Source organism: Butyrivibrio sp. AE3009, assembly GCF_000420845.1.
Lineage (GTDB): Bacteria > Bacillota > Clostridia > Lachnospirales > Lachnospiraceae > Butyrivibrio.
In genome coordinates, this window is the sequence record NZ_ATVS01000054.1 from 1 (window position 1) to 13,415 (window position 13,415).

9 protein-coding genes and 1 tRNA gene are annotated in these 13,415 nt (G+C 47.7%); 9 read left to right on the forward strand and 1 reads right to left on the reverse strand.

Annotation, left to right across the window (positions count from 1 at the left end):
* Positions 1 to 565 precede the first annotated feature (565 nt).
* The 9 genes from G588_RS0117000 (at position 566) to G588_RS0117040 (ending at position 11,711) form a co-directional block, all read left to right on the forward strand.
* Complete coding sequence (locus G588_RS0117000; protein ID WP_022779902.1) at positions 566 to 1,492, forward strand: DUF2156 domain-containing protein; 927 nt, start codon at positions 566 to 568, stop codon at positions 1,490 to 1,492.
* Positions 1,489 to 2,178 (forward strand): GNAT family N-acetyltransferase, encoded by a 690-nt coding sequence (locus G588_RS0117005; protein ID WP_022779903.1) that lies wholly within the window; start codon positions 1,489 to 1,491, stop codon positions 2,176 to 2,178. Before G588_RS0117000 ends, G588_RS0117005 begins: the two co-directional genes overlap by 4 nt.
* A 210-nt stretch (positions 2,179 to 2,388) precedes the next feature.
* On the forward strand, positions 2,389 to 3,402 hold the full coding sequence (locus G588_RS0117010) for a LacI family DNA-binding transcriptional regulator (protein WP_022779904.1): 1,014 nt from the start codon (positions 2,389 to 2,391) through the stop codon (positions 3,400 to 3,402).
* Between the two features lie 187 nt (positions 3,403 to 3,589).
* Positions 3,590 to 4,900 (forward strand): extracellular solute-binding protein, encoded by a 1,311-nt coding sequence (locus G588_RS0117015; RefSeq protein WP_022779905.1) that lies wholly within the window; start codon positions 3,590 to 3,592, stop codon positions 4,898 to 4,900.
* A gap of 133 nt (positions 4,901 to 5,033) precedes the next feature.
* Positions 5,034 to 6,395 carry a carbohydrate ABC transporter permease gene (locus G588_RS0117020; protein ID WP_022779906.1) on the forward strand — a complete coding sequence of 454 codons (1,362 nt, stop codon included), beginning with the start codon at positions 5,034 to 5,036 and terminating at the stop codon, positions 6,393 to 6,395.
* Positions 6,395 to 7,666 carry a sugar ABC transporter permease gene (locus G588_RS0117025; protein ID WP_022779907.1) on the forward strand — a complete coding sequence of 424 codons (1,272 nt, stop codon included), beginning with the start codon at positions 6,395 to 6,397 and terminating at the stop codon, positions 7,664 to 7,666. The genes G588_RS0117020 and G588_RS0117025 overlap by 1 nt, the downstream gene beginning before the upstream one ends.
* Positions 7,667 to 7,763: 97 nt before the next feature.
* On the forward strand, positions 7,764 to 10,055 hold the full coding sequence (locus G588_RS20800; RefSeq protein WP_022779908.1) for a glycoside hydrolase family 31 protein: 2,292 nt from the start codon (positions 7,764 to 7,766) through the stop codon (positions 10,053 to 10,055).
* A 59-nt stretch (positions 10,056 to 10,114) separates the two neighbouring features.
* Positions 10,115 to 11,548 (forward strand): Mbeg1-like protein, encoded by a 1,434-nt coding sequence (locus G588_RS0117035; RefSeq protein WP_022779909.1) that lies wholly within the window; start codon positions 10,115 to 10,117, stop codon positions 11,546 to 11,548.
* A gap of 90 nt (positions 11,549 to 11,638) precedes the next feature.
* Positions 11,639 to 11,711, forward strand: a tRNA-Ala gene (locus G588_RS0117040).
* A 175-nt stretch (positions 11,712 to 11,886) separates the two neighbouring features.
* Here the strand turns inward: G588_RS0117040 and G588_RS0117045 are convergent.
* A complete protein-coding gene (locus tag G588_RS0117045) occupies positions 11,887 to 13,059 on the reverse strand; it encodes an IS110 family transposase (protein ID WP_022779910.1) in 1,173 nt (390 codons plus the stop codon).
* Between the last annotated feature and the right edge of the window lie 356 nt (positions 13,060 to 13,415).

Consider the following 13,415-nt stretch of genomic DNA (forward strand, 5'->3'; position numbering starts at 1 on the left):
TTCAGGCTGCCAGCTGATTGTTCTTAGATTCTGAGCCCGAGGTATTAACCTAGCCACCGCTTTAGCGGCTTGCCCTTGATGGCACAAAAAATAACTGCTACACTGCTGCAAACGACGGAGAAAATCTGATTGTTCTTGAGTTCTTCGCCGTCGGTGATTAACCGTCAGCAGTTATTTTTTGTGCTGTCAAGGGTGGCGTCCGGCTACCTCAACCTATATATCTGCAATTTCCAAGGTTCATCTGAGCCTATTTTTTCTACTCAGTTTTTTCATAGATCATTTGACACTATCTGATGTGGCTTTATTTATCGACTATACGCCAGGTGAGGGCAGCGGTCAACGGGTAAAAGATTGGGGTCAGACCCCAATTCACAGAAAGGACACAATTGTGAAATTAGAAAATGCGGTGGTTACTGGCTTTGTGGGCGGTAGGTGATAAAATTGGGGTCAGACCCCAATTTTTTGCGAACGATTTAGCGTATGGGGATGTTTTGCTTGACAAGAATGGGTGGATGTTATATTTTTAAATTGTGCGCAATTAAATTTATGAAAGAGGATAATTATTATGGATAAAAAGCTTGAATTCCATGCGCCTACCTTTGAGGAGGCGGCGGAGCTGGCAAAGACATATGCACTTAGAGACAACAGGACCTGTGATAGTACGGTTCTTGATACATATATCTGGAAAAACATGTATAACACTGCGGTTTATCATGAAGATGGGGCAGCGCTGCTTCTTATGAAGGATGAGAAGGGCTATTTTGCTGCCATGCCATATTGCAGTAAAGAGGAGCTTCCGAAGTATTTCGAGATGCTCAGAGATTTTTTTCACCGGGAACTTGCAAGTCCGCTACGGATTGATCTGGCGGATGAGGAGGCGCTCCGGATTCTTGGCCTGTGCGATTCTGCGGAGTACGAGGTGGCGGAGGAAAGTGACCTTAAGGATTATCTCTACGACGCCGGGGAGCTTAGAGAGCTTCCGGGAAAAAAGTTCCAGAAGAAGCGTAATCTCGTGAACAAATTTATGAAGGAATATGAAGGCAGATGGGAGTATAAGACTCTTTGCTGCGTAGATGAATTTTTTCTTGAAGAGTTCATGAGTAAATGGGTGGAGCAGCGCCTCGCAGACGGCGTGGAAAGCAGGGAAACACTGCTACTGGAAAAGGAAGGTGTCACAGATATTTTACGTAATTGCGACAAGGTTACCTTCAGGATCGGAGCCATTTTTATCGATGAGAAGATGGAGGCTTTTACCATCGGATCCTACAACGCCAGGGAAAAAATGGTGGTTGTCAGCATTGAGAAGGGCAACTCCGAGATTCCCGGGATCTATCAGGTCATCAATCAGCAGTTCCTTCTTAATTCCTACCCCGAGGCGCAGCTGGTGAACCGTGAGGACGACATGGGAATCGAGGGCCTTCGCCGGGCAAAAGAGAGCTACAATCCCGTGGGATATGCGAGAAAATTCAGAGTGAGTGAGAAGACGGCATGATAGTTGAAATTGCGGAAAAAGATATAGCGGGAAAGCAGAAGACCAGAAAGCTGTACGAGGAGGCTTTTGACGATCCGAAGGAATTTGTTGATTATTATTACGAAGATGTTTGCGGGAAAAATCGAATGGTAGTCAGCATCGAGGGCGGCAAAGGCAGCGAAAGCGGTGATGGCGGCGAGGTTGTGTCGATGCTTCATCTTAATCCCTACAGCGTGAATCTCTGCGGCACGGTGGTTAAAAGCTACTATGTTGTGGCTGTTGCAACCACCGCTTTGCGGCGCCATGAAGGGCAGATGAGACGAGTTTTTGACAGGACATTTGAGATTCTGGCAAAAGAGAAAGTTCCTTTTGTTTTCCTTATGCCCGTGGATGAGGCTATTTATTCCTGGATGGGATTTGAGACTATCTGCGATTTTGCGGTTAACCGAATTGCCGATTATGAGCAAATACGTGAGCGTTATGATGTTTACTGTGTCAGGGATGAGGATTACATAAGGCGGATGCGGAAGGAAGATGAGTTCCGGGCCATGGATAAGGGAGAGGTGTTGCCCGAGAAGCCGGTTATTATGGCGAAGATTACTGATCTTGAGGCTTTCGGTGAGGCTGCAGGGCGAAGATTTGAGTCTGAGGGTGAAGCGATTGAGTGGCTTAAACGGAAAAAAGTATACTTTTGCGAGGAAGTTTAGTGTGAGAAAAATTGGGGTCTGACCCCAATTTTATTTGTGAAAGGGCGCGGGACCAGGAAATATCTGGGGGTGAGAAAATGATAATTGTGTCTAAAGTGTGAATTGGGGTCAGACCCCAATTTTAGAGCACCTGCTCTTGACAGTGTATTACCTCCTATGTATAGTTAGGGTAAAGTTAATCGGTTTACTAACGAGTATAGGAGATAAATCGTGAATATCAAGATGATCGCACAGCAGGCCGGCGTCAGTACGGCCACTGTTTCCAATGTTTTAAACGGCAATTATGGCAAGGTTTCTCAGGCGACCAGGCAGAAGGTTGAGGAGATCATTAAGGCTACGGGGTATAAGCCCAACGTTATAGCCAGGTCTCTGGCCAGGAAAGAGAGCAGACTCATTGGAGTGGTGGTGCCCTATATGGCTCCGGATGAGGACTTTTTTGCCAATCCCTATAATGCCCATATTCTTGCATCTTTGGAGAAATACATCCGGGGAAAAGATTATTATCTGATGCTCCGGTGTGTCGGCGACCCCAGGGACATAGTAACGATGCTGTCCTCCTGGAATGTGGACGGCGCCGTATTTCTTGGTATCTACAAGGATGAAGTCAGGGAGATCAGGGAGCTCATCGATATGCCGGTGGTATTTCTCGACACCTATGCTCCTGATGAAAAGATCGTTAACGTCGGAATCGAAGACTACAGAGGCGGCTATCTGTCCGCCAGATATCTTATTGGAAAGGGCCACGACAAGCTTGCGCTGGTGACACCGGAGATAACCTCAGAGGGTGTTATCAAGGAGCGATACAGGGGCTTTTCAGATGCCTGCAGAGAAGCAGGAATTCCCTTCAAAAAAGGAAATATCTATTATTCACAGTCAACCTATAACAGTGCAGTGCAGGTGGGGCAGGACCTGGCCTTTAAGAGCAGCGATTACACCGCTGTAGCCTGCATGTCCGATATTGTGGCCTTTGGAGTTATCGAGGGCCTTAAGCAGTGCGGAATCCGTGTGCCCTACGACATGTCGGTGATAGGTTTTGATAACCTGCCGGACTGCGAGCTGATGACGCCAAAGCTCACATCCGTGGCCCAGGACTTTGAGTGGAAGGTTAAAAAGGCCGGAGACTACCTGTTCCGGATGATCGAGAGCGGCAAGACCATAACCGCGGACGAGCGTCAGCCCCTTCGAATTGTGGAGAGACAGTCCGTAAGAAACCTCAGGGAATGATCATGGTAAACAGTTTACCAAGGCCTTATCAAAAGTTTCTAAAATTTTAATCTCATTTTCCCCTTCAATTCAATAATATTTATCTAAATAATGGAAAATCCTCCCAACATATTGACCGATATACCGACAATGAATATAGTCATGGTAAACCGATTAACGCAATTTGTTTCAAAGGAGGATTTTTATTATGGAATTCAAAAAAATAGGGGCCTTAGCACTCTCAGCAGCTATGGGTATCACAGCGCTTACAGGCTGCGGCAGTGAAGCAGGCACTGCCGCAAACACAACCAACACTGCAAACACAACCAACACTGCTAACACAACCAACAATACCGACACCACCCAGCCGGCAGCAACCGAGACTCAGGACGTAACCTTGAAGATCTGGGTTCCTGAGGAAGAGGTGGACATCACAGATCAGATGGTAAAAAACTTTGACGAAGCACATGCAGAGTTCAATATAACCTACGAGATCGCAGTAGTAGGAATTGACGAGGCACCTCAGGCTCTGGAGACAGATGCTGACACAGCAGCAGACATCTTTTACACACCCAGCGGCGGCGTAGGAGACCTTGTAGGCAAGGGACTTCTCCTTCCCATAACCAAGGACATCGACCAGCTCAAGGCAGACCTTCCTGAGAGCGCCATCAACGCTGTAACAGTAGATGGTCTTACCTATGCGGTTCCTTTTTCACCCAACACCTTCTTCATGTATTACAACAAGGACCTTTTCACAGAGGAAGAGGTTAAGAGCCTTGACGTTATGATGGCCAAGGACCTTGGCGATGGCATGTGGAACTTCAGCACACAGCTCACCAACTCCTGGTATGCAGAGATGTTCTTCCTTGGCAACGGCTGCACACTTTTCGGAGCAGACGGACAAAATGCAGCAGACTGCAGCTTCAATGATGCCAACGGCTTTGCAGCAGGCGAGTACATGATCGATCTTGCAGCCAACAGCAAGTATCTTGAGGATGCCGACGGCGTAGGCGGAAGCGCCTTCAAGGAGGGCAAGCTCGGAGCCGTTACCAGCGGAGCCTGGAGCGCACCCGAGTTCAGAGAGGCACTTGGCGACAAGGTTGGCGCAGTTGCCCTTCCCACAGCCAACATCGGAGGAAAAGACGTACAGCTCTCCAACTTCGTAGATTTCAAGACAATCACTGTTAAGTCCAACACCCAGTATCCTCTTGCTGCACAGCAGCTGGCAGTATACATGGCAAGCAGTGAGAGCTGCCTCACAAGATATGAGAAGCAGGGCGACGTTCCCGTTCTTTTATCCCTTGCTGAAAGCGATGCTGTAAAAGCAGACTTCGTGGCCAGCGCTCTCGGAAGCCAGGCAGCTTTTGCTACCAATCAGCCCAGCATCCCTCAGATGGGAGACTACTGGGATCCCATGAAGGCCCTTGGCGTAGGTATCTACAACAAAGAGGTAACAAGGGACAACCTTCAGAGCCAGCTTGATGCTCTGGTAGACAGCATCACCAGCGAGACCTTCTGATATAGGGTGACCTATGTCAATTCGCTACAGAATCACCGAACCAAAGACCGCAATCAAAAAGCGACATAAACCGCTAAAACCAATCAGATCCACAAGTTTCACTACGATATAAAAAGCAGTTGAGGAAATACAAATGAAAGCAGCAACCACTAAAAGGAATATACTAACGACATTTACCAAAGGCGATATATTCTCCAAACTTTCATACATACTTTTCGGGCTTTCCAATATCAGAAACGGGCAGGTACTCAAGGGCCTTATCTTCATGGCCCTTGAAGCACTCTACCTTGTGTTCATGATACTCACCGGAGGCCACAACCTGGCTATGATGCGCACTCTCGGCACCAGCACCCAGGGCATGACCTTCAACGAAAGTCTCGGTATTTACGAAGTTTCTCAGGGCGACAACTCCATGCTGATCCTTTTAAGCGGCGTTGTGACCCTTGTTATCACCGGATTTTTCCTGGCTCTCCTTCTCTTTAGTGTCTACTCGGGAGAAGCGGCAAGGCAGGCAAAAGAGCTGGGGAGACGCCCCAACACTTTTCTCGAAGATATAAAGAGTCTTGCCAATGAGAACATTCACTTCTTATTTTTGTCAGTTCCGGTCCTTGGTCTTTCCATATTTACGGTAATGCCTCTTATCTACATGATCCTTATGGCTTTTACCAACTACGACCAGGATCACCAGCCCCCGGGAAATCTCTTTACCTGGGTGGGCTTAAAGAACTTTTTTACCCTCCTTTCCGGAGGTGACAGGTTAGCAGCAACCTTCTGGCCTGTGCTGGGCTGGACCCTTATCTGGGGCTTTGCCGCCACCTTTTCCTGCTACTTCGGCGGGATGATACTGGCTATGATAATTAATTCCAAGGGAATCAAACATAAAAAATTCTGGCGCACCATTTTTGTAATAACCATGGCAATCCCGGCATTTATTTCACTTCGTGTGGTTTCAACCATGCTGGGAGAAAGAGGAATCTTCAATGTCCTTCTGCAGCAGTGGGGCTTTACGGACCACGCTCTGCCCTTCTTATCCAACATAACCTGGGCAAGAGTCAGCGTAATCCTGGTGAATTTCTGGATCGGTGTGCCCGTGACAATGCTGATGGTAAGCGGAATCCTTATGAACATTCCCGGAGAGCTCTACGAGAGCGCCAAGATAGACGGGGCGGGACCTTTCACCATGTTCCGCAAGATCACCTTCCCCTATATGTGGTTCGTGACGACCCCCTACATCATTTCCAACCTGATCAGCAACTTCAACAACTTTAACCCCATCTATTTCCTGACGGGGGGTGAGCCTCTTACCCTTGATTATTACAAGGGCGCGGGCAAAACGGACCTTCTGGTGACCTGGCTTTACAAGCTCACCAAGGACAGCAACGACTATAACCTGGCGGCGACCATAGGAATCATCATCTTTGTCATCTCCGCTATTTTTACCCTGGTATCTTTCTCCAGATCCAATGCTATGAAAAATGAGGAGGGATTCCAATAATGAGTGTCACACACAAAACAGTCATCGGACTTAATCTCAAGAACCATTTAAAGGCGGTGGCAGCTTCCCTTGTTGCGGCGGTTGCTCTGACCCTACCATATATACATGTTTCCGGGGAGAAAAAAAGTATCCCCGGAGCGATAGTACAACTATTGTCAGGAAGTGAGTCCACAGCTTTTATCTGGTTGCTTGTGGGAGCTGCCATATTCACGGCAGTTTCCGCAGCCCTTTCCCTTATAGGAATGGTAAAAATGAGTAAGCCTCTGGCCTGTATCTGGCAGGCTGCTCAGGCACTGTCACTGATCTTCCTGGGACTATTGATGTTCTCCACCAGGATGATGCTGAAGGAAGCGGGGATAACCGACAACTTCCTGAACAAAGACCTGGGAGCAGGCTACTGGCTTGCCTTCGTAAGCTCTTTTGCGGCGCTGGTGCTGGTTATGAAGGTTACCAAGACCAACGTTGGTTACATTGCACTTACGATTCTCGGAGTCATCTGGCTCTTTCCCATTCTCTGGATCGTGCTTACGGCCTTCAGAGCGGAGCAGGGCTATTATGTGGGATATTTTATTCCCAAGGGCTTTACCCTTGATAACTTCAAGAACCTTTTTACCAATCAGAGCGTTCTTCCCTTTGCAAAATGGTGGCTTAACACTCTGATCGTAGCTGCCTGCAGCTGCGTCATAAACACACTGATAATCCTTGCCACCAGCTATGTGCTGAGCCGCACCAGATTCGCGGGAAGAAAAGCCTTCATGAACATTCTGATGATAATCGGCATGTTCCCCGGCTTCATGTCCCTGATCGCGGTTTATAATATCCTTAAGGGCATCGGCCTTAACCAGTCGCTGATGGCTCTGATCGTGGTGGGAGCTGCAGGGGCAGCCATGGGATATCATGTGAGCAAAGGCTTTTTTGACACAATCCCCAAGGCCATCGATGAGGCGGCGATAATTGATGGTGCTTCAAGACTGCAGATTTTCATTCATGTGACTTTGCCTCTGGCCAAGTCCATTATCGTGTACACAGTGCTGGGAAGCTTTCTGGCCACCTGGTCGGATTACATTTTCCCCAGCATGCTCTTTGGCGACAAGCAGAGCTCCTACACAGTTGCTGTGGGCTTGTACTGGCTCACGGACTTCAAGAGAATAGACACCTACTATACGCAGTTTGCTGCAGGAGCGGTGATCGTGGCACTGCCCATCGTTATCCTGTTTATCTGGCTGCAGAGGTTCTATGTTGAGGGACTGTCCGGATCCGTCAAGGGATAAGGCGTATTATCTGCGGGCTTCATGAATATGAACAAGAGCAGACAGGCAAAAATATGGGATGCAATTACATGAGTTTAAACAAACTGAGGATATTGGTATGATTACTGGAAATAAATACAGGATTTCGGTCCTGACTGACAGGATTATAAGGCTTGAATACAGTGAGAGCGGCTCCTTCGAGGACAGACCGACCTTTGCGGTTGTAGACAGGAGCTTTTGGGAAAAGGAGGAGACTTACAGTCTGAGAGACGAAGAAGGCCTGCTGCAGGTGGATACCGGTGAGCTTCTTCTTACCTATGACAAGAAGCCCTTCAGCCCCTTCGGTCTCTCCATCGAAGTAAGGAGCACAGGGAAAAAGTGGAACTATGGCGATTCCTACGGCTTTTGGACCAACCTTGGAGGCACCGCAAGGACTCTTGATGATGTGGACGGCCGCATAAGGCTTGAGGACGGAATCTTTGGAAGGGACGGCTACGCTGTTATTGACGACAGCAAGACTCCGGTCCTTGAAAACGGCGAGTTCGTGGGAGCTTTGGAAGACCACATCGACATATACTTTTTTGGCTATGGAAAAGATTACTACGCAGGACTTCGGGATTTCTGCAGACTCTGCGGCAATATGCCCATGGTGCCCAGGTATGCCCTCGGTAACTGGTGGAGCAGATATTATAAATATACGGAAGAGAGCTATATGAAGGTGGTGGACTCTTTTGCCGAAGAAGGAATTCCGCTGTCGGTGGCGGTTATCGACATGGACTGGCATGTGACGGAGGTGGATCCCAAGTACGGCACCGGCTGGACGGGATATACCTGGAACAAGGATATGTTCCCTGATTATAAGCGCTTTTTGCGAAGGCTCCATGAGAATAAGCTGGCGGTTACGCTGAATCTTCACCCTGCGGACGGCATCAGGGCCTTCGAGGACATGTACGGGGATATTGCTAAGGAGCTGGGAATTGACAGCAAGAGTAAGGCCCCTGCGGAGTTTGATTTTGGGGATAAGGCCTTCAGGGATGCTTATTTCAAGTGTGTGATGCATCCCTATGAGAAGGACGGCGTTGATTTCTGGTGGATCGACTGGCAGCAGGGCACCGGCAAAAAGGCTTCCGACGTTGACCCGCTGCTGCTTCTTAACCATTATCATTACGAGGATCAGGAAAAAAGAAATCTTCGTCCCATGATCTTTTCCCGATATGCGGGAGTGGGAAGCCACAGATATCCTGTGGGATTTTCGGGAGATTCCCATGCCACCTGGAAGTCGCTGAATTTCCAGCCCTATTTCACTTCCACGGCTTCAAATATCGGTTACGGCATGTGGAGCCATGACATTGGCGGACATATGCTGGGGGATAAGGATCTGGAGAGGCTGGTTCGCTGGATACAGTACGGAGTTTTCTCGCCGGTTATGAGGATCCATTCCAGCAGCAGTGCCTTTTTTAACAAGGAGCCCTGGAACCTGGAGGAGCCCTACAGATCTATCGTGAAGAAATTCATGGTATTAAGGCACAGGATGATCCCATATCTGTATACGGAGAATCACAGGGGATATGCGGAGAGTAAGCCCCTGATAAGGCCCATGTACTATGACTATTCCGGGGAGGCGGAGAGCTACAACGTGCTGAACCAGTATGGATTTGGCGACAGTCTCCTGGTATGCGCAATCACCGAGCCCGAGGACAGAGAGCTTAAGCTGGCCTGCAGTAGGGGATATATACCGAAGGGCAGATGGTATGACATTTTTAACGGATATATTTATGAAGGACCTAAGGTCAGGAAGTTCTACAGGGAGCTGTCAGAGCTGCCGGTACTTCTGAAGGCCGGTGGAATTGTGCCTCTTACGGAGGGTGAGTGTCAAAATGGCACGGACAATCCTTCTAAGCTCTGCATCCTGGTCGGTGCCGGCGCAGACGGTTCCTATACATTGTATGAGGACGACGGCTGCAGCATGAACTACCGCCGGGGCGAATATGTTGAGACACAGTTTGCTACCCGCTACGATGCCGAAGGCCATAGGATCACCTTCACCATCTCTGCGGCAAAAGGAGAAGGAAGGCTCATTCCTACTAAGCGAAGCTACAAGCTAAAGCTCCTCGGAGCCGTGGCCGAAGGCTATGAGTTTGACAAGAACGCAGGCGCCACTATCGTGGAAGTTGGAGAAGTGGATGTATCCGGAGATGTCACTGTGGAGATCGAAGGAGTGGAGCTTTTATCCAACGATTACATGGAGCAGGGCTTCAGGATCCTTGAGAGAGCCTGGATGAACACCGAGACCAAGGATGTCATCTATGACAAAATGCTGCATCTTGACAAGGCTACCTTTGGCATCTGGTTAAGACAGGCAGATATCTCCGAGAAACTCAAGGATGCCTTTTATGAGATTGGTGTATAAGTTGACGATTTAACGGCAACATGTGTTAAGATATATATGAGAAGGTTGGGGGCTCATATATGAATACAAGCTTTTTGAATTCGGAAATAGTTCTGGTTAATAATCTACTGTATATCGATAATCTCGGAGGGCCGGAGGGGTCCTTTGTTTCGGAGAGGAATCAGCACAAGACAGTAGGTGAATATGTTAAGGGCGTCTTTGAGAATTATGACAAGATAGACGACAAGCGGGAGTACAGCGACGGGGTGACCGGCGCGGAGTACAAGCAGATTCTCGAGGCAATAAGGCGTAGTCCTCATCTTAGCGGGCTTATTGTTATGGAGGTTCACAATGAGAGTCCGGAGAACGGCGGGGGAAAAAGCGTTTTTTTCTATGACCCGACAGCAAATGAGGCGCTGATTGTTTTTAAAGGAACCGAGAGCAGCGCAGAGTGGATCGACAACGTTGAAGGGCTGTTTAAGCTGCCAACCGCTTTTCAGGAAAATGCCCTGAACTGGTACCGTTCGCTGGACCTTTCTTCCTACGATGTGATCACGGTTTCGGGCCATTCCAAGGGCGGAAACAAGGCGAAGTATATCGCAATTGTTGACGATACGGTGACAAATTGTATCTCTTTTGACGGCCAGGGTTTTTCCGATGAATTTATAAAAAAATATTCGGATGAGATAAGGCGTAACGAAGGCAAGATCCTGAATATCAACGCCGAGAGCGATTTTGTGAATATTCTGTTGAACGATGTGGGCAAAAGGCAGTACTACCTGGGCACCAACTACGGAAGGCTGGGCTTTGGGGAAAACCACTGCGCCAACGCCATACTCTTTTTTGACGAGGATAACAATGTCTCCATCTGGCAGGCGCCAAAGGGGCAGGACCACAGAATGGCGGATCTGGACGTGATGCTCAACAGCTTTGTCAGGTCCATTGACATGGGCTCTCGTGAGGTTGTGGCTTTGATGCTGGGAAATCTCATCGTCAACGCCAACAACAAGGACACGGAGGGAATCATCAGCCTTTTTTCCGATGAGAAGTACTCGGATGCGGCGGCGCAGCTACTGGCATTTATCCTGCGGTACAAGGAGGAAAAGCCCAGTATGGTGGCTTCCACCAGGGAGATTCTGGCGGAAAACGGTTTTGACACCGGAATGCTGGGGATCGCGGATTTTGTCACGAATCACGAGCTGATATTGGAGCTGATCGGCGAGAGTCCAACGGCGGTGATCGATGCGCTGGAGCTGAATAACGCGCCGGAGTCGGTGATTAAGCTTCTTGACGCGCATATGGAGCTGTTCGGTTTTCTGGTAAAAGTGGCTAAGAGGATGCGGAAGGTGAATCCAACGGCCTACCGCGGCGAGGATATCACGCCGGATGACACGGAAGGGCTGCAGGGCGCGGTTATCAGCAGGGCCGGAAGGACCAGGATTGCGATTGGCATTGGTATTGCGCTGGTTATCGCTATTTTGATAATCGTAATTATGATTAAATTTGGTCGGTGACAATTGGGGTCTGACCCCAATTTTTTCCTGCCGCTTAGAGTTGACAGGACCGCGTATTATGGAGATAATAGAATACGTGGTTAGACCTTTGGGGTATTGGCGCAGTTGGGAGCGCGCCACACTGGCAGTGTGGAGGTCACGGGTTCAAGTCCCGTATGCTCCATTGAATTAAGAGGTGTCGGGCACCGGGTGCCTGGGACCTTTTTTTGTTTAATAGACTAACTATTAAATGTCAAGTTAAAACGAAGAGGTTTGTTTAATAATCAGTACCTTGAAAATTGCATGACAAATAGAGCATCCTTATGGGTGCTCAAATAGAATGAGGGATATTAATAGCATTATGCTTTGTGGTAAGGTTCTCCAGTTAATTGCATTCTATAAATGGTTCTGACTAGCTTTTTGCAGGCATGGGAGATAGCTACATTGTAGTGTTTACCTTCAGCTCTCTTTTTGGCAAGATATGCTCTAAAAGTAGGGTCCCATAAGCAGACAAAGCGTGTAGCATTAAACAATGCATACCGCAGATAACGCGATCCGCGTTTCTCCATATGTGAGTATGAGGCAGTCAATTGCCCTGATTGATATGTTGACGGAGAAAGACCTGCATAAGCTAAGATTTGGTCGGCATTTTCAAAGCGTGAAAAGTCACCTATTTCTGCAAGAATCATAGCCCCCATACGAGTGTTAATACCTGGGATTGAAGTTATTGGTGATTCTAGCGTTTTCATGACTGAATTGATGGTGGCTTCTATTTCATCAATCTCTTCGGTTAAGACTTCGGCTAGACGGATTGTATGCTTTAGTTCCATGGATTTAGCAGGTATGATGGTACCAATAGATGAAGTTGCGGCATCTCTTATAGCAATTGCCATATCTCGTCCATAATGGCCTTTTGATGATTTACTTAGAAGATGTTTTAGATGAGTTAGATTAGCTGATGCAATATATGATGCTCCCGGATATTCAGATAATAAAGCATAGACGGAAGAAATATGAAGGGTAGGCACTAGCTTTTCTAACTCTGGAAAAAGAATGCTTACAAGCCTGGATATAGAGACTTTTAACCTAGAACGTTCAGAAACTTTGTTGAAACGATATCTAGTGAGAGACTTTAATTCTTCGTTGTGGTATGATGAGTCCGAGTAGGGCTTGAGTGTCTTATCGGTCAATAACATCATAGCAATCGAAGATGCATCGACTTTATCCGTTTTCGTCTTTCTAAGGCTCTGACCTTTTCTGAAAAGATTTGTATGTAGCGGATTGATAACATAGCTGGCCAGGCCGTTATCAAGGAGCGAGCGTAGGAGATTCATATGATAATGCCCGGTAGCCTCTAGACCTACTTTTATTTCTGAAGAGTCTGAGCTTAATGAGCAAATCTTATCGTACAACTCGTCAAATCCCTGTAACGAATTCTGGATAGTAAATGGTGAGAATAGAACTTCGCCATCAGAACCCAGGATACAGCAATCATGCTTATCCTTTGCAACGTCAATACCAACATAGATCATACACATGATCCTCCTTAAACAGTATTTGATGCTGCTGTTGATCCACAAGACTCTCTGCCGATGTAACCTCGTTCTATATAAACCGTCATGCGGTATCTAACTGATTAACACTTTTGACAAAGAGGCTGTGGTCGGAGCCTATCGATAACCGTCTATGCGGTAGGAAATTCCAACCAATCCACAGCATCTTCAACAGCATACCCTATACCTATAGAAGAGGTAAAGAAAGGGTATGATCATATAATACGAGGAAATTCCTCCGAATTTCCTATTAAACAAAAAACGCTCCGCTATGGATGCGCACTCGCGCGTAAGGTATATGTTGCATAAATGCAACCGCGCTCGGCGCGAGCATG

What these genes read in the sequence shown, in the direction of transcription:
- G588_RS20800 (WP_022779908.1), top strand. Translation starts at nt 7,764, where the DNA reads ATGATTACTGGAAATAAATACAGGATTTCGGTCCTGACTGACAGGATT.
- G588_RS0117000 (WP_022779902.1), top strand. Translation starts at nt 566, where the DNA reads ATGGATAAAAAGCTTGAATTCCATGCGCCTACCTTTGAGGAGGCGGCG.
- G588_RS0117045 (WP_022779910.1), bottom strand. Translation starts at nt 13,059, where the DNA reads ATGATCTATGTTGGTATTGACGTTGCAAAGGATAAGCATGATTGCTGT.
- G588_RS0117005 (WP_022779903.1), top strand. Translation starts at nt 1,489, where the DNA reads ATGATAGTTGAAATTGCGGAAAAAGATATAGCGGGAAAGCAGAAGACC.
- G588_RS0117020 (WP_022779906.1), top strand. Translation starts at nt 5,034, where the DNA reads ATGAAAGCAGCAACCACTAAAAGGAATATACTAACGACATTTACCAAA.
- G588_RS0117035 (WP_022779909.1), top strand. Translation starts at nt 10,115, where the DNA reads ATGAATACAAGCTTTTTGAATTCGGAAATAGTTCTGGTTAATAATCTA.
- G588_RS0117015 (WP_022779905.1), top strand. Translation starts at nt 3,590, where the DNA reads ATGGAATTCAAAAAAATAGGGGCCTTAGCACTCTCAGCAGCTATGGGT.
- G588_RS0117025 (WP_022779907.1), top strand. Translation starts at nt 6,395, where the DNA reads ATGAGTGTCACACACAAAACAGTCATCGGACTTAATCTCAAGAACCAT.